Genomic DNA, 14,900 nt, shown 5'->3' with positions numbered 1-14,900 from the left:
AACAGCGCCAAAAGCCCGCCCACATCGCCCGCGGCAAGCACGTGCCGCGACAACCGCTCGCTGCCCGGCGATTGCACGCTCACCAGCCACTTCGTTGTGCTCAGTTCCAAAGAGGCTGTGACTGCGCCATGATGGCCACGGGTGGCGGCGCTCGATGCGATACTCGATTGGTCATGCGACATCGGTCTTCTCCCTTGTTGCGTGGGTGGAAAACCAATCTTGGCGAAACATCGCGCCGCCATCCACGCCCTCATAGGATCTTGCGGGAAAGGTGGATCGGCGCGCAGCGCCGAGACGGATGAGGGGTGTTCCAGCGAAGTGAGACGTTGGCAACCTTGCCGTCTCCTCCGGCATCGCCAAGCTGGAACACCCCTCATCCGTCGCCTTCGGCGACACCTTCTCCCACAAGGGGGAGAAGGGGAAACCGCGCCTACCCATTGACCGCCCTGCTATCCTGCGGCGCCTCCGCCCTTTCTTCCATGCCGTAATCGCGCACGACATGGGCGATGCGCAGACGGTAGCCGGCAAAGATACCGCCGCGTCCCGCCTGCTGCGCCTGGCGGTGCTCCTCTGTGTTGCGCCAGGCTTTCACCGCTTCCTCGTCGCGCCAGAAGGACAGCGACAGTACCCGCTTGGGATCGACGAGGCTCTGGAAGCGTTCGACCGAGATGAAGCCGTCGATGCCGTCGAGCAACGGCCGAAGCTCGGCGGCGATGCTGAGATAGGCATCGCGCTTTCCCTCCGCCGGCTCGACCTCGAAGATGACTGCGATCATGCCTCTATCCCTTCCCTGACCGTTGTGTTTGTTCCTACGCAATTCCGGACGGAAAACCGCTACGCACACTTTTCCTGGAATTGCTTCAGGTGCGGAAGACCTGCCTCGGGCCGTGCGGCCCCGACACCTGCTTCAGGAAGACGCGGTCCTCCTTGAGGATGAACTTCTCGCGCCTGGCAAACTCGTAATTTGCCTTACCGGCCGGGTCGGAGGCAAGCCGCGCGCGGTAGGCTTCGTAGGCCGCGAGGCTCTCGATGCTGTAGACGGCGTAAGCGGTAGTGGCCGAGCCTTCATGCGGCGCGTAGTAGCCGATCAGGTCGGCGCCGCAGCGCGGAATGGCCTGGCCCCAGGCCCGCGCATATTGCTCGAAGGCCGCCTTGCCGAACGGGTCGATCTCGTAGCGGATGAAGCAGGTGATGGTCATTTTGTGTCTCCTGGTCGGTTGGCTTTCGGACGACCACGGTTCGACCGCGGTCGAAGCATCGCTTGCGTCGGTGTGCTAGGCATTCTCCTGTCAGGAGGGTTTGCCCGGACTGCTTGAGCTCGCCCCAGAATAGTGCTTCCCTTGCAGGAATGCTTCGATGAGGATCGAACCATGCGTGAAGGACCCGATATCGCCCGCATCGCCAGCCTGGTCGGCGACCCGGCCCGCGCCAACATGCTGAACGCGCTGATGGGCGGCACGGCGCTGACCGCCTCGGAACTGGCGCTGGAGGCCGGCGTGTCGCTGCCAACCGCTTCCTCGCATCTGTCGAAGCTCATGGATGGCGGGCTGCTGACTTTGGCCAGCCAGGGCCGCCATCGCTATTACGGCCTCGCCAGCGCGCAGGTGGCGAGCATGATCGAGGCGATCATCGGCGTCGCCGAGGCCGTCGGTCCGAAGCGGGTGCGGCCCGGCCCGCGCGACGCGGCCATGCGCGTGGCGCGGGTGTGCTACGATCATCTGGCCGGCGAACAGGCGGTGGCGATGCTCGACCGGCTCTTCGACAGAAAACTTTTGCTGCGCGACGACAGCGAGATCCGGCTCTCGTCATCCGGCGCCTCGCATTTTTCCGCGCTCGGCATCGAGATCCCTGCCAAGGCGCGGCGGCCGGTATGCCGCGCCTGCCTCGACTGGAGCGTGCGGCGCTCGCATCTCGCCGGCACGCTAGGCGCGGCCATCCTCGACAAGATCATCGCCGAGAAATGGGCGCGGCGCGAGAAAGACAGCCGCGCCGTGCTGTTCTCGCCCGGAGGGAAGCGGGAGTTTGAGAAGGTGTTTCTGGCGTAGTGGTGCGCGCAACGTACCCTCGCAAGGTTGGCGCGAGGCGCCCCTCTCTGCCCTGCCGGGCATCTCCCCCTCAAGGGGGGAGATCGATGTCACGCCGACTTTCGCCAATCTTCGACGTTAGGGAGAGCGCAGCGCCCAAGCTGCCAATCTCCCCCCTTGAGGGGGAGATGTCCGGCAGGACAGAGGGGGGCGTGAAGGAACGCGGCGTGGCTGATTTCCTGGCCACCTATCCCCGCTTCAGCACCTTCCCCAGCTTGAAGAAATCCTTCCAAGGATCGGCCTTCTTCAACTCGCTCAGCGTCGTCACGTCGCCGAGCGGGAAGGCATTCGGCGCGAGGCCCTTTTCAAGCTCCGCCCAGGCCACCGGCATCGACACCGTAGCGCCCTTCTTGGCGCGCGACGAGTAGGGCGCGACCGTGGTCGCGCCGCGGCTGTTGCGCAGGTAGTCGACGAAGATTTTTCCGGTCCGCGCCTTCTTCGACAGCGTCGCCGTGTAGCGGTTGGGCACGGCTTGTTCCAGGGCGCGGGCGAAGTCATGGGCAAAGCCCTTGACCGCGTCCCAGTCCGCCGACGGCTTCAGCGGCACCAGCACGTGATAGCCCTTGCCGCCGGAGGTCTTGACCAGATTGGGCAGGGACAATTCGTCGAGCTGCTTGTGGATGTCGAGCGCGGCCTGGCGCACCTTGCCGACGTCGACGCCTTCGTCCGGGTCGAGGTCGAAAATGATCTGGTCCGGCTTTGCCAGCTCCTCGATGGTCGAGCCCCAGATATGGACCTCGACGACGCCGTATTGGACAAGCGCGGCAAGCCCGTCGAAATCCTTGATGAACAGGATTTCCTCGCCGTCGGTCGGATCCTTCATCCGCGCGATCTTGTCGCTCATGCCGGGCGAGGCGTGTTTCTGGAAGAAGCGCTGGCCGTGGATGCCGTCCGGCGCGCGCACCAGGCTCAGCGGCCGGTTGATGACGAATTGCTCCATGCGCGGCCAGACCAGCGCATAGTGATCGAGCAGGTCCTGCTTGGAGACCTTTTCGTCGGGCCACAGCAGCTTGTCGGGGTGCGAGAGCTTTATCGAGGTCCCGGCGGATCCGGACGAGGCGGCCTTCGCCGCCTTGTCACTCCTCGCCTTCGCGCCGCTCTCGGCCTTGGCAGCGGCTTTCTTCGGCTGTTCCTGCACGACTTCCTCCGCCGGCTTGTCCTCGCGCAATCCCTGGAACGAGGCGTGGCGGATTATACGGTCGGATGTCCAGCTGCGGAACTCCACTTCGCCGACAAGTTTGGGCTTGACGAAGGTGAGGCCCTTGCCCTTGGGCACCGCGGCCGAGAAGGGCGACTCCTTCGCCGTAAGCCCTTCGAGCTTCTTTTTCAAATCCGTCATCACCTTGCCGGAAAAGCCGGTGCCGACGCGGCCGGCGTAATGCAGCTTGCCGCCTTCATTGAAGCCGACCAGCAGCGAGCGCACGCCGCGCCCTGTCTTGTCCGAAGGCAGATAGCCGCCGATGACGAATTCCTGGCGCTGCGTGCATTTCGACTTGATCCAGGACAGCCCCCGCCCGCTGCGGTAAGGCGCGTCGGCGCGCTTCGACACCACCCCTTCCAGACCCATGCGGCAGACATGCTGCAGCATCACCTTGCCCGGTTCGTGGAAATGATCGGAGAAGCGCAGCGCCGAATTTTCCGGCTGCTCGCCCAGCAGTTCGGCAAGGGCCTGCTTGCGTTCGACCAGCGGCTCGCGGCGCAAATCCTGGCCATCGAGCCGCATCAGGTCGAAGACATAATAGATGAAGCGGTCGGCGCGGCGGGCCGACAGGTCCGCCTGCAGCAACGGAAAGGACGACGTGCCGCTGTCGGCCAGCACCACGACCTCGCCGTCGATGATGGCGTCGCGGCATTTCAGCCCGGCAAGCGCCGCCGTGACCGGGCCGTCGAATTTTTCCGTCCAGTCAAGGCCGGCGCGGGTGAGCAGCCTGACCTCGCTGCCCGCGATCTGCGCCTGCATGCGGTAGCCGTCGAATTTCACTTCGTGCAGCCAGTCGTCGCCGGACGGCGCGTCCTTCTCCAGTGTCGCCAGTTGCGGCTCGATGAACTCCAGGCGCCTGGCGCGCCCGGACTTTGCCTTGGGAGCGGCCGGTTTGTCGGAATGCCAGACTTTCGGCTTCTCGCCTTTTGCCGCCTTGCCTTCGCCGACCTCCTCGATGGTGAGGCCCGACTTCACCGATTTCGGCTCTTCCTTGAGGATATCCTCGCCGGGGCGAGCGGCCGCGTCGTCCGACTTGATCAGCAACCAGTTGTCGCGCTTTTCGCCGCGACGGGGCTTCAGCCTGACCAGATGCCAGCGGCCATGCAGCTTGTAGCCTTGGAGCTCGAAACCGATATGGCCTTTCTTCATGCCTTCGGCGGGATCGCCTTCCGGAATCCATTTGCCATCGTCCCAGACGATGACCGAGCCGCCGCCATACTCGCCCTTCGGAATGGTGCCCTCGAAGGAGGCATAGTCGATCGGGTGGTCCTCGACATGCACGGCCAGCCGCTTCTCATGCGGATCGAGGCTCGGGCCGCGCGTTACCGCCCAGCTCCACAGCACCCCGTCATGCTCCAGCCGGAAATCATAGTGGAGCCGCGTGGCGGCGTGGTTCTGGACGACGAAGATACCGCCGGCCTGCTTTTGCCTGCCGACCTTGCCGGCCGGCTCGGCGGTTTTCCTGAAATCGCGCTTGGCATGATATTGTTCGAGGCTGGCCATGACGGCGTGCTCCTATGCGGATTTGCGCTTGGGCGCGGAAGCTTTGGCCTTCGCGCGCCTTGATGGCGCCTTTGACGAGGATTTGCCGGGCTTGGCGCCGCCCTCCGCGTTCAGGCTCTTCTTCAGCGCGTCGAACAAATTGACGACATTGGACGGCTTCGGCGGCGCCTTGGCCTTGGGCGCCTTCCTGCCGGCCTTCTTGGCGCGGATCAGCTCGAGCAGCGCGTCCTCGTAGCGATCGTCGAATTTCGAGGGATCGAACTTCGTCTTTTTTTGGCTGATGATGTGCTGGGCAAGGTCGATCATCTCATCATCGGTCTTGGTCGCCTTGATCTCGTCGAAGACCGTGTTCGGCTGGCGCACCGTGTCGTCGTAACGCAAAGTGGTCAGCACCATGCCCTTGCCGAGCGGCTCGATCACCACCGGGCGTTCGCGTTGATAGAGCACGATGCGCGCCAGCCCGGCCATCTTCCTGGCCGCCATCGCGTCGCGGATGACGGCGAAGGCCTCTTCCGACACTTCGTCCGCCGGCGAGACGTAATAGGGCGTGTCGAGATAGACTTGCTCGATCGAGGCTTTCTCGACGAAGCCGTCAAGGTTCATCGTGTGCGAGGACTCGATCTGCACCGCCTCGATCTCGTCCTCCTCGATATGGACGAATTCGCCGTCGCTCACCTCGTAACCCTTGATCTCGTCGCCTTCCTCCAACGGCTTGCCGGTTTCGGCGTCGACATAGATGCGTTTGACGGTGTTGCCGGTCTTGCGATTGAGGATGCGGAACGAGACTTTCTCGGCATGGGTGACGACGTTGGTCAGCTCGATGGCGCAGGTGACCAGCGACAGTTTGAGATAGCCTTTCCAGGCCGGGCGTAGTGCCATTGCGAACTCCTGCGCGATGCGATCTCAATCGCAACGGATGGCGGCTGGCTTGGGTTCCGGGCGGACCGGCGGGGACGTCCCTTATTCGGCGGCCTGCCGACCTGTCAGGCAGCTTGCCCGACCTGTCAGGCAGCTTGCCCGACCTGTCAGGCGGCTTGCCGACCTGTCAGGCGGCTTGCAGGTTGATCCTGGTTTCGGCGATTTCGGTGAGCTTGCGATCGGTGGCCTGCCCCTGCTTGAGGTTCTTGGCAAGCACATTGGCGCAGTCGCTGCGGCCGAGCTGCCTGGCCCAGGCTATCAGCGTGCCGTAGCGGGTCATCTCATAGTGCTCGACGGCCTGTGCCGAGGCGATCAGCGCGGCATCGAGGACGTCCTTGTCGTCGACATCGCCGCTCACTTCATCGGCCTCCTCGAGGATGCCGTCGATCGCCGGGCAGTTGACGGTCTTGGCCTTGACGCCAAGCAGCTCGAACACCTGCTCGACCCGTTCGATGTGACCCTTGGTCTGCGTGAGATGCTTCTCGAAGCCGGCTTTCAATAGCGGATCGGTCGCCTTGCCGATCATCTTCGGCAGCGATTTCTCGATCTGCTTCTCGGCGTAATAGATGTCGCGCAGCGTGTGGATGAAGAGATCGTCCAGCGTCTTGATGTCCTTCGAAAAGAAGCCCATGGCGGTTGCCTTTCCATGTTTTCGCATTGTCGGGAAGTTGCGCGGCCGGGCAACATGGCCGGGTTCACCCCGGCCTTGTCCGGTCAACGCCGTCACCTGTGGCAGGTTCCTGCCGGCCCGGGCGCGCGAAAGGAAATTCCCTGTCATCGGACGTACGTGAAACAGAAGCGCGGCGAAGCGACATCGGAACGAAACATATGTGATGCAAAAGTCACACGAGACGGAAACGCGACGAAAGGCACCGAAAGACCCCGAATCAGCCGCAATCCAGCCACGATGCAACGACTTTCGGACCAGAAATTAACATCACGTTCACCGACTATTCACGCCTCGACGCTATGCTCCCCAACAATCGGACGGGACATCCGAAAGCGGGACAGGGACAGGTAAAATGAACTTCTGGAACCACATCGCCGGCTACGCCGCCGCCATTCGCGAATTCGTCGCGCCGACCTATCGGCCGGAGCGCTATTACATGCGCGGCCCGGGCCCGGCCTGTGCGCGCCGCGGCAACTCGCTCGGCGTCGGCGCGAACTGACCATGACCGGCGAACAAGCCCACCACAGCCGTATTTGCCGGCCGGCCGCCGACCAGCGCGCCACCACCTATCGCGTCGAGCGCCTTGCGCTTGCCGCCAACTGGCGTGCGACAACGCCGCGACTTTGACGCCGCCGGCGGCTGGCTTAGTGTCTACCCCAGCCTAGTGTCCCCTAGCTTAGTGACTGGGGGCACAAGCAGCCGGGGCCGCCAATGACCGAACGTCCCAACGTCCCACACCAGGCCTATGAGCCGCTGATCGTCTTCGACGGCGTCTGCGTGTTCTGCTCCGGCTTCGTCCAGCTCATTTTCAGGCTCGATCGGAAAAAACGCTTCCGCTTCGCCACCGCGCAGTCGCCTTTCGGTGAGGCGCTGTTTCGCGAGCACGGCCTGCCGACCGACCACTACGACAGCAACCTCGCCATCATCGACGGTGTCGCCTTCACGCGCCTCGACAGCTTCATCGCCGTCATGGCCGCGCTCGGCTGGCCATGGCGGGCGGCGAAGGCGCTGCTCGTCCTGCCGCGCCCGCTGCGCGACTGGATCTATGATCGCGTCGCCAAGAACCGCTACGCCCTGTTCGGCCGGAAGGACAGTTGCGAGATCCCGTCCGCTGAACTGCGGCAACGGCTGATCGGCTAGAGCATTTGTTACCACGCAATTCCGGACGGAAGACTGCTGCGCACTTTTCCTGGAATTGCTGGCTTGGGAGGTTTGGATGAAGCTTCTGATCGTCGGCGGCTACGGCACCTTCGGCGGACGCATCGTCCAACTCATGGAGAACGAGCCTCGCCTCGAATTGCTCGTCGCCGGCCGTTCGTTCGGCAAGGCCGAGGCTTACTGCAAGGGCCGAGGCAACACCAAAGCACGGCTTGTGCCGGCGACGTTCGACCGCGACGGCGACCTTGGCGCGCAACTCACCGGCATGCTGCCCGACATCGTCGTCGATGCCAGTGGTCCGTTCCAGGCCTATGGCAAGGATCGCTACCGGCTGATCGAGGCCTGTATCGGCGCGAGCATCCATTATCTCGACTTGGCCGACGGCGCGGAATTCGTCGCCGGGGTGCCCGCCTTCGATCCGGCGGCCAGGGCGGCCGGCGTCATGGTGCTATCCGGCGTGTCGAGCTTCCCGGTGCTGACGGCGGCGGTGGTGCGGCGGCTTTCGACCGGCATGGCGCGTGTCGAGACTATCCGTGGCGGCATCGCGCCGTCGCCCTTCGCCGGCGTTGGCGAAAACGTCATCCGCGCCATTGCAAGCTATGCCGGCCAACCGGTGCTTCTGATGCGGAATGGGAAACCGGCCGAGGGCCGTCCGCTGACCGAGCAGATGCGCTACACGATCGCGCCGCCCGGACACTTACCGGTGCGCAATACGCTGTTCTCGCTGGTCGACGTGCCTGACCTGCGCGCGCTGCAGGCGTTGTGGCCGCAAGCCAGGACGATCTGGATGGGCGCCGGGCCGGTGCCGGAGGTGCTGCATTGGGCGCTGATCGGGCTCGCCTGGCTGGTCCGCGCCGGCCTCGTCCGCTCGCTGTCGCCGCTGGCGCGGCTGATGCATTGGGCGACAAACAGGCTGTCATGGGGCGAGCATCGCGGCGGCATGTTCGTCGAGATCGACGGCTCGGACAAAGCCGGCAGGCCGGCCAGGCGATCCTGGCACCTTTTGGCCGAAGGCGACGACGGGCCGCTGATCCCGTCCATGGCGGTCGAGGCGATCATCCGCAAGGCGCTCGACGGCCGCATGCCCGAGGCAGGGGCGCGGGCGGCGGTGCGCGATGTCGAGCTGGAGGATTATGAAGCGCTGTTCGCCGGCAAGGCGATCCACACCGGCTTCAGGGACGACACCGACCTAGGGGAGGGTCTTTATCCCGGCCTGCTCGGCGATGCCTGGAAAAGCCTCCCGGCTGAAATCCGCGCCATGCATGAGGGAGCGGCAACGGCGCAAGGCCGCGCCAGCATCGAACGTGGCGCCGGTATTCTTAGCCGGCTTGCCGCGCGGCTTGTCGGCTTCCCCGCAGCCGGGACGGATGTCCCGGTCAGCGTCCGCTTCGGCATCGACAAGGGTAGCGAGACCTGGACGCGGACCTTCGGAACACACAGCTTTTCCAGCCGGCAGTTTGCCGGGCGCGGGCGCTCGGAGCGACTGCTTTGCGAAGGCTTCGGGCCGCTCACCTTCGCCATGGCGCTGGTGGCCGGCGCGAACCGCCTGTCACTCGTGCTGCGCCGCTGGAGCTTTCTCGGCCTGCCGCTGCCGATGTGGCTTTGCCCGCGCTCGAATTCGTACGAAACCGTGGAGGACGGCCGCTTCCGCTTCCATGTGGAGATATGGCACCCGATCGCCGGGCTGATCGTGCGCTATCGCGGCTGGCTGGAGCCGGCGCAGGGCTCGAGCACGGTGGGTTCGCCGGCCACCTCGCCCAGTTCCCGGCAGCCCGCGGCCGTGCACAGTGTCCAGCCTTCCCTGGTGGCGCCGGACGCCGCCAGCACCAGACGCGGCTGGGGTCCGATCCGCGGCGCATAGATCCACCAGCCGCCCCGCAGCGTCGAGCCCGCCGGGGGTTCCATGCCGGCCCCGGAGCCCTTGACCCTTGCTTCGACGACCTGCAGCCCGGCAGGCGACACTTCCCAATCTTCCTGCCAGCGTGTCCGTTCCACCGAATGTGTCCAGGACAGCGTGAAGGCGGCGACGGCGAGCGTCACCGTCTTGCCGGCGGCGAGGATACACAGGCTCATGCGGTGCCGGCCGTGGACAGCCGGCGGGCACGCCAGCAGTGCCAGCCGATCCACGCCAGCGCCAGCGCCCAGCCGGTCTCGTCGGTGAGCGGCAATGCGGCCACCAGCAGCACGCCTGCGGCAAAAGCGACGATCCGCTCCCACCAGGCCATGTGGCGGGCGAGGAAGCCGACGGCCGCGGCGCCCCAGAGCACGATGCCCATGCAGGCCTTGACGACGATATAGGCGACCTCGACGGGGTAGCCGAACGAAGCTGCGATCGGACCCGCGTCCTGCAGCATCAGGGCCGGCGTGTAGACGGCCATGAACGGCACGACGAAGCCGGCAATGGCGAGTTTGGTGGCCTGGATGCCGATCTTGAGGCCACTTTCCTTCGCCATCGGCGCGGCGGCAAAGGCGGCGAGCGCCACCGGCGGGGTCAGGTCCGCCATGATGCCGAAATAGAAGACGAACATGTGGCTGACCACCAGCGGCACGCCAAGCGACAGCAAAGCCGGCCCGGCAAGCGAGGAGGTGATGATGTAATTGGGGATGGTCGGAATGCCCATGCCGAGCACCAGGCAGGTCAGCATGGTCAGCACCAGCGACAGGAATAAATTGTCCTCGCCGATGGAGATGATCCAGCCGATGAAGGTGGAGGCGATGCCGGTCAGCGTCAGCGTGCCGATGACGATGCCGACGATGGCGCAGGCGATACCGACCGGCAGCGCGTTCTTGGCGCCCTCGGCAAGCGAGTCGACACAGATGCGCAGCGTCTCGCGGCCGCCCTTGAAGGCGAGGCAGGCGATGACAAGCGCGGCAATGACCAGGCTGAGGACATTGACGCCAAAGCGCATGAACGACGCCGCGGCAAGCCCGAGCGCCAGCCAGAAGACAACGCGGAAAGCAAATGGACCGATCAAGGCCGCCAGCGGCGTGCCGAGGATGAGCACGATGGTCAGCGCCAGGCCCATGGTGCCGGCGAAGACCGGCGTGTAGCCGGCAAACAGCAGATAGACCAGCACGGCAAGCGGCAGCACCAGCGGCCAGTGCTTTTTGACCGCTTCCCAGGGATTGGGGAGCTCCGCCTTGGACATCCCGTGCAGGCCGGCCTTGCCGGCCTCGAGATGCACCTGCCAGAAGCAGGCGCCGAAATAGAGCAGCGCCGGGATGATCGCCGCCTTGACCACCTCGGCATAGGGGATGTTCAGCGTCTCGGCCATGATGAAGGCGACGGCGCCCATCACCGGCGGCATGATCTGGCCGCCCATCGAGGACGTCGCCTCGACGGCGCCGGCGAAGGCGGCGCGGAAGCCGAAGCGCTTCATCAGCGGGATGGTGAACTGGCCGCTGGCGACGACATTGGCGACGCCCGAACCGGAGATGGTGCCCATCAGCGCGGAGGAGAGCACGCAGACCTGGGCCGGGCCGCCGCGCCATGAACCGACGAGGCCGAGCGCGAAATCGTTGAACAGCGCGATCATGCCGGCGCGTTCGAGAAAGGCGGCAAAGACGACGAAGATGAAGATGTAAGCGGCCGAAACATAGACTGGCGTGCCGTATATGCCTTCGGTGCCGTAGGCGAATGTCTCGACCAGCTGGGCGAAATCATAGCCGCGATGGATGAAGGGCGGCGGCAGGTGATTGCCGACGAAGCAATAGGCGAGGAAGATGAAGGCGATGACCGCCAGCGGCAGGCCCATCAGCCGCCTTGCCGCTTCGAAGACGAGCGCCACCAGCAGCGCGCCGACGATCAGGTCGGGCGTGGTCAGGAAGCCGGAGCGGCGGATGAGGTCGGCGTAGAAGACCCAGTTGTAGAGGCCGGTGCCGAAGCCGAGCCCGCCGAGCACCCAGAAGGCCGCCTTCGCCGCGGCGCTCCTGGCGCGCAGATTGGCGATCAGGCCGAAGCCGAGCAGCAGCAGGAAGCCGACATGCATGGCCCGCACCACCTGGCTGGGCAGGCTGCCATAGGCGGCGATGTAGATCTGGAAAACGGAGAAAGCGACGGCGATCAGGAACGCCGCCTTGCCGGCGAGGCCTTCGCCGAAACCCGGAGGCAGGCCTTCGACCTGTTCTTCGACGACGGGGAGATGGAAAGTGGCCGGGTTGCCGTCGGTCGTTGTTCCAGACGCTGCTTCGCTCATCCGACGCGCTCCAGGATGAGCGAATGGCAGTGCGAGACGCCCCCCTCTGCCCTGCCGGGCATCTCCCCCGCAAGGGGGGAGATCGGCAGCTCGGGCGCCGGTGTTTCATCTGCGACGTTGGCGATTTGCGAAAGCCGCGATGGTAGCCAATCTCCCCCCTTGAGGGGGAGATGTCCGGCAGGACAGAGGGGGGTGCCTGGCGAAGACATCTCCGATTGTCGCCACCCTCCCTTACTTCATGAGCCCTTTTTCCCTGTAGTACTTCTCCGCGCCGGGATGCAGCGCCACCGGCATGCCGTCCAGCGCCTTGGCCGGATCGATCGCCTTGGCCGCGGCATGCGCTGCGGCGAGCTGGTCGAGATGCTCGAACAACAGCTTGGTCATCTGATAGGCGGTGTCGTCGGAGACGTCGGCGCGGGTGATCAGGAAATTACCGACGGCGGCGGTCGCCACGTCTTCCGTCTGGCCCTCATAGGTGCCCTTCGGGATGATCACGGAAAGATAAGGCGCGCCGATCTTGGCGACATCCTCGGCCGGCACGGCGACGACGTTGATCGGAACCGAGGTCGCGAGGTCGCGGATGGAGGCGACGCCGAGGCCGGCGGACTGCAAGGTGGCGTCGAGCTGCCGGTTCTTGATCAGCTCGACCGACTCGGCGAAGGGCAGGTGTTCGACCCGTCCGAGATCTTCGTATTTGAGGCCGGCGGCGGCGAAGATGGCGCGTGCGTTGAGCTCGGTGCCCGAAGCCGGCGCGCCGACCGAAAGGCTCTTGCCCTTGAGGTCGGCAAGCGTCTTGATGCCGGACTCCTGGCTGGCGACGATCTGGATGTAATTGGGATAGATTGCGGCAATGCCGCGCAATTTGTCGAGCTTGCCCGGGAAGCCGGCCTCCGTGTTGCCTTCGGCGGCCATCTTGACCGAATCGCCGAGCGCAAAGGCGATCTCGCCCTTGCCCTGCTGCAGGAGGTTGAGGTTTTCGACCGAGGCCTTGGTCGCCTGAACCTGGGTGTGCGAGCCCTCGATGCCCTTGCCGTAAATCTCCGACAGGGCGACGCCGAGCGGATAGTAGACGCCGGACGTGCCGCCAGTGAGCACATTGATGAATTCCTGCGCCCCGGCCGACACGGCGCCGAGGCCGAGCGACAAGGCCAGCGCGCCGGCGGCAACAAATTTCGTCCTGAAATCGAGCATATGGTTTCCTCCTCCTGAACGGTCACGCCGCCTCCCCGGCGCGAAGCTCGTGAGTTTAGACCGGGGGAGCCAAATGCCAACCCGCAATTGCATGCCTTTCTGTTTGACCATGACCTTTTCCAAAACCCGGAATCCACTTTTCGGGATCACGGTCTCGACGAACGGTTGAGTGGCGGCGAAAAGCGCCGGCTTGCGCTCGCTTGCTTTGGGGACGAAAGATTTTCGCGGCGCCTGTCGAAATCGGTCGATGCCGCACGACATGGGTCGGCACGCGACGATGCGGCCTTCAGTAAAACGGGAGAAGACCATGCGATACATGCTTTTGATCTACAATGATGAAGCTGCGATGGCGAGCGTTCCGAAAGAGCAGACCCAGCAGGTCCTCGCGGCCTACGGCGCCTATACCGAGGCGCTGAAGAAATCCGGCGCCTGGCTCGCCGGCGACAGGCTGCGCCCGACCCAGGCATCCACCTCGGTGCGGCTGGCCGGCGGCAAGACCAATGTGCTCGACGGTCCCTATGCCGACACCAAGGAGCAGCTCGCCGGCTTCTACATGATCGAGGCGGCCGATATCGACACGGCCATCGAATGGGCGGCGCGCTGCCCGGCGGCGAGCAGCGGCACGGTCGAGGTGCGGCCGATCTGGGAAATGGTCGAGTACGCAACCGCGTAGCGAGCCCCTGTGATGGATGATCGCTCGGAGATCGCGCGGGCGGCGGCCGAAGCGGCCGCCCGGCACAGCTACGGCAAGCTGGTCGCCTGGCTCGCGGCCCGCACGCGCGACGTCGCCGGCGCCGAGGACGCGCTGGCCGACGCCTTCGCGGCCGCGCTCGAACGCTGGCCGCGAGCCGGCGTGCCGTCGCAGCCCGAGGCGTGGCTGCTGGCGGTGGCGCGCCGGCGCGACGTGGACGCCGTGCGGCGGCGGCTGACCGGCGAGGCGGCCCGCGATCACCTGAAGCTGATCGCCGAAGAAATGGAGGCGCGCATGAGCGGCGGGGACCTGCCCGACGACAGGTTGCGGCTGATGTTTGCCTGCGCCCATCCGGCGATCGAGCCGAGCGTGCGGGCGCCGCTGATCCTGCAGACGATCCTCGGCTTCGATGCCGCGACGATCGCCTCGGCCTTCCTGGTATCGCCGGCGACGATGGGCCAGCGGCTGGTGCGGGCCAAGGCGCGCATCCGCGAAACCGGCATCCCGTTCCGCGTGCCGGAGCAGGCGGAACTCGGCGACCGGCTGGGCGCCGTGCTGGAAGCGATCTACGCCACCTTCGCCGAGGGCTGGTCGGACCCGACCGGCACCGACAGCCGGCGCCGAAACCTCGCCACCGAAGGCATCTGGCTCGGCCGGCTGGTCGCCTCGCTGATGCCCGACGAGCCGGAGGCGCTCGGATTGCTGGCGCTGATGCTTTTCGCCGAGGCGCGCCGCTCGGCGAGGCGTGGCCCGGAAGGAGACTTCGTGCCGCTGGCCGAGCAGGATATCGCGCTTTGGGACGATGGCTTGATCGACGAGGCGGAAGCCTTGCTTGTGCGCGCCGCGCAAAGGGAAATCATCGGCCGCTACCAGCTGGAGGCCGCCGTGCAGTCCGCCCATACGGCGCGCCGGCGCGGCAGCGGCACGGACTGGGCGGCGATCCGCCAGCTTTACGACGCGCTGCAGGCCGTGGCCGGCTCACCGGTGGTGGCGATCAACCGCGCGGTGGCGATCGCCGAAACCGAGGGCGCGCCGGCTGGATTGGCGGCGCTTTACGTGCTGGGCGACGACAAGCGCCTGCAGGACTACCAGCCCTATTGGGCCGCTCGAGCCGGCCTGCTGGCCAGGCTCGGCAATATCAAGCATGCCGCCGAGGCCTACGACCAGGCGATCGGCCTCGAGCGCGATCCGGCCCTGCGGCGTTTCCTGCAAGGCGAGAAGGCGAAGCTCGCCAGGAATTAGAGCAATGCCAGGGAGATTGGCTGAAGCCTCCCCAATCTCCGAGGCA

At 65.5% G+C, this 14,900-nt stretch carries 14 protein-coding genes and 2 pseudogenes; 7 read left to right on the top strand and 9 right to left on the bottom strand.

The features are described 5' to 3' along the window. The 3 genes and pseudogenes from YU3_RS41540 to YU3_RS0129725 all read right to left on the bottom strand — a co-directional run. A pseudogene (locus tag YU3_RS41540) lies at window positions 1–182 on the bottom strand (IS110 family transposase); the annotation flags it as partial. Between the two features lie 248 nt (window positions 183–430). Next, a complete protein-coding gene (locus tag YU3_RS0129730; RefSeq protein WP_027169636.1) occupies window positions 431–775 on the bottom strand; it encodes an antibiotic biosynthesis monooxygenase in 345 nt (114 codons plus the stop codon). A gap of 85 nt (window positions 776–860) precedes the next feature. Then, a complete protein-coding gene (locus tag YU3_RS0129725) occupies window positions 861–1,199 on the bottom strand; it encodes an NIPSNAP family protein (protein ID WP_027169635.1) in 339 nt (112 codons plus the stop codon). Between the two features lie 171 nt (window positions 1,200–1,370). Here YU3_RS0129725 and YU3_RS0129720 point away from each other — a divergent pair, with 171 nt between their 5' ends. After that, on the top strand, window positions 1,371–2,045 hold the full coding sequence (locus YU3_RS0129720; RefSeq protein WP_027169634.1) for a winged helix-turn-helix domain-containing protein: 675 nt from the start codon (window positions 1,371–1,373) through the stop codon (window positions 2,043–2,045). Window positions 2,046–2,271: 226 nt separating this feature from the next. Here YU3_RS0129720 and ligD read toward each other — a convergent pair whose 3' ends face one another. The 3 genes from ligD to YU3_RS0129705 all read right to left on the bottom strand — a co-directional run bounded on the left by ligD (window position 2,272) and on the right by YU3_RS0129705 (window position 6,337). After that, a complete protein-coding gene (ligD, locus tag YU3_RS0129715) occupies window positions 2,272–4,788 on the bottom strand; it encodes a DNA ligase D (RefSeq protein WP_027169633.1) in 2,517 nt (838 codons plus the stop codon). 12 nt (window positions 4,789–4,800) lie between these two features. Beyond that, a complete protein-coding gene (locus tag YU3_RS0129710) occupies window positions 4,801–5,667 on the bottom strand; it encodes a Ku protein (protein WP_027169632.1) in 867 nt (288 codons plus the stop codon). A gap of 166 nt (window positions 5,668–5,833) precedes the next feature. Beyond that, window positions 5,834–6,337 (bottom strand): ferritin-like domain-containing protein, encoded by a 504-nt coding sequence (locus tag YU3_RS0129705; RefSeq protein ID WP_027169631.1) that lies wholly within the window; start codon window positions 6,335–6,337, stop codon window positions 5,834–5,836. A 391-nt stretch (window positions 6,338–6,728) separates the two neighbouring features. Here YU3_RS0129705 and YU3_RS40880 point away from each other — a divergent pair, with 391 nt between their 5' ends. From YU3_RS40880 to YU3_RS37735, 4 genes and pseudogenes are all read left to right on the top strand, one after another. Next, window positions 6,729–6,875 (top strand): hypothetical protein, encoded by a 147-nt coding sequence (locus tag YU3_RS40880; RefSeq protein ID WP_140545780.1) that lies wholly within the window; start codon window positions 6,729–6,731, stop codon window positions 6,873–6,875. Window positions 6,876–6,877: 2 nt separating this feature from the next. Further along, window positions 6,878–7,003, top strand: a complete 126-nt coding sequence (locus YU3_RS42175) for a hypothetical protein (RefSeq protein WP_280798312.1) — start codon at window positions 6,878–6,880, stop codon at window positions 7,001–7,003. Between the two features lie 84 nt (window positions 7,004–7,087). Beyond that, entirely contained in the window at window positions 7,088–7,516 is a 429-nt protein-coding gene (locus YU3_RS0129690) for a thiol-disulfide oxidoreductase DCC family protein (protein WP_027169630.1), read from the top strand. Between the two features lie 76 nt (window positions 7,517–7,592). Further along, window positions 7,593–9,185, top strand: a pseudogene (locus tag YU3_RS37735) (DUF4166 domain-containing protein); the annotation flags it as partial. A 44-nt stretch (window positions 9,186–9,229) separates the two neighbouring features. On the opposite strand, the gene YU3_RS39855 reads toward YU3_RS37735, so the two are convergent. The 3 genes from YU3_RS39855 to YU3_RS0129675 all read right to left on the bottom strand — a co-directional run bounded on the left by YU3_RS39855 (window position 9,230) and on the right by YU3_RS0129675 (window position 12,921). Next, entirely contained in the window at window positions 9,230–9,607 is a 378-nt protein-coding gene (locus tag YU3_RS39855) for a DUF1850 domain-containing protein (RefSeq protein ID WP_084508407.1), read from the bottom strand. Then, a complete protein-coding gene (locus tag YU3_RS0129680; protein ID WP_027169629.1) occupies window positions 9,604–11,730 on the bottom strand; it encodes a TRAP transporter permease in 2,127 nt (708 codons plus the stop codon). Before YU3_RS0129680 ends, YU3_RS39855 begins: the two co-directional genes overlap by 4 nt. A 231-nt stretch (window positions 11,731–11,961) precedes the next feature. Then, window positions 11,962–12,921, bottom strand: coding sequence for a TAXI family TRAP transporter solute-binding subunit (locus tag YU3_RS0129675; RefSeq protein WP_027169628.1), 960 nt, complete (start codon window positions 12,919–12,921; stop codon window positions 11,962–11,964). Between the two features lie 307 nt (window positions 12,922–13,228). Here YU3_RS0129675 and YU3_RS0129670 point away from each other — a divergent pair, with 307 nt between their 5' ends. Together YU3_RS0129670 and YU3_RS0129665 are read left to right on the top strand one after the other, a co-directional pair. Continuing rightward, window positions 13,229–13,594, top strand: a complete 366-nt coding sequence (locus YU3_RS0129670; RefSeq protein ID WP_027169627.1) for a YciI family protein — start codon at window positions 13,229–13,231, stop codon at window positions 13,592–13,594. 12 nt (window positions 13,595–13,606) lie between these two features. Further along, window positions 13,607–14,854, top strand: a complete 1,248-nt coding sequence (locus YU3_RS0129665) for an RNA polymerase sigma factor (protein ID WP_027169626.1) — start codon at window positions 13,607–13,609, stop codon at window positions 14,852–14,854. Window positions 14,855–14,900: the final 46 nt, after the last annotated feature.

Origin of the sequence: Mesorhizobium sp. WSM3224 (assembly GCF_000427725.1) — a bacterium.
Lineage (GTDB): Bacteria > Pseudomonadota > Alphaproteobacteria > Rhizobiales > Rhizobiaceae > Mesorhizobium.
The sequence above is the reverse complement of the archived record's forward strand: the minus strand, read 5'-3'. Positions and strand labels throughout refer to the sequence as shown.

Coding starts and splice junctions, on each gene's coding strand:
- YU3_RS0129670 (WP_027169627.1), top strand. CDS start 13,229: ATGCGATACATGCTTTTGATCTACAATGATGAAGCTGCGATGGCGAGC.
- ligD (WP_027169633.1), bottom strand. CDS start 4,788: ATGGCCAGCCTCGAACAATATCATGCCAAGCGCGATTTCAGGAAAACC.
- YU3_RS0129680 (WP_027169629.1), bottom strand. CDS start 11,730: ATGAGCGAAGCAGCGTCTGGAACAACGACCGACGGCAACCCGGCCACT.
- YU3_RS0129730 (WP_027169636.1), bottom strand. CDS start 775: ATGATCGCAGTCATCTTCGAGGTCGAGCCGGCGGAGGGAAAGCGCGAT.
- YU3_RS42175 (WP_280798312.1), top strand. CDS start 6,878: ATGACCGGCGAACAAGCCCACCACAGCCGTATTTGCCGGCCGGCCGCC.
- YU3_RS39855 (WP_084508407.1), bottom strand. CDS start 9,607: ATGAGCCTGTGTATCCTCGCCGCCGGCAAGACGGTGACGCTCGCCGTC.
- YU3_RS0129710 (WP_027169632.1), bottom strand. CDS start 5,667: ATGGCACTACGCCCGGCCTGGAAAGGCTATCTCAAACTGTCGCTGGTC.
- YU3_RS0129725 (WP_027169635.1), bottom strand. CDS start 1,199: ATGACCATCACCTGCTTCATCCGCTACGAGATCGACCCGTTCGGCAAG.
- YU3_RS0129690 (WP_027169630.1), top strand. CDS start 7,088: ATGACCGAACGTCCCAACGTCCCACACCAGGCCTATGAGCCGCTGATC.
- YU3_RS0129705 (WP_027169631.1), bottom strand. CDS start 6,337: ATGGGCTTCTTTTCGAAGGACATCAAGACGCTGGACGATCTCTTCATC.
- YU3_RS0129675 (WP_027169628.1), bottom strand. CDS start 12,921: ATGCTCGATTTCAGGACGAAATTTGTTGCCGCCGGCGCGCTGGCCTTG.
- YU3_RS0129665 (WP_027169626.1), top strand. CDS start 13,607: ATGGATGATCGCTCGGAGATCGCGCGGGCGGCGGCCGAAGCGGCCGCC.
- YU3_RS40880 (WP_140545780.1), top strand. CDS start 6,729: ATGAACTTCTGGAACCACATCGCCGGCTACGCCGCCGCCATTCGCGAA.
- YU3_RS0129720 (WP_027169634.1), top strand. CDS start 1,371: ATGCGTGAAGGACCCGATATCGCCCGCATCGCCAGCCTGGTCGGCGAC.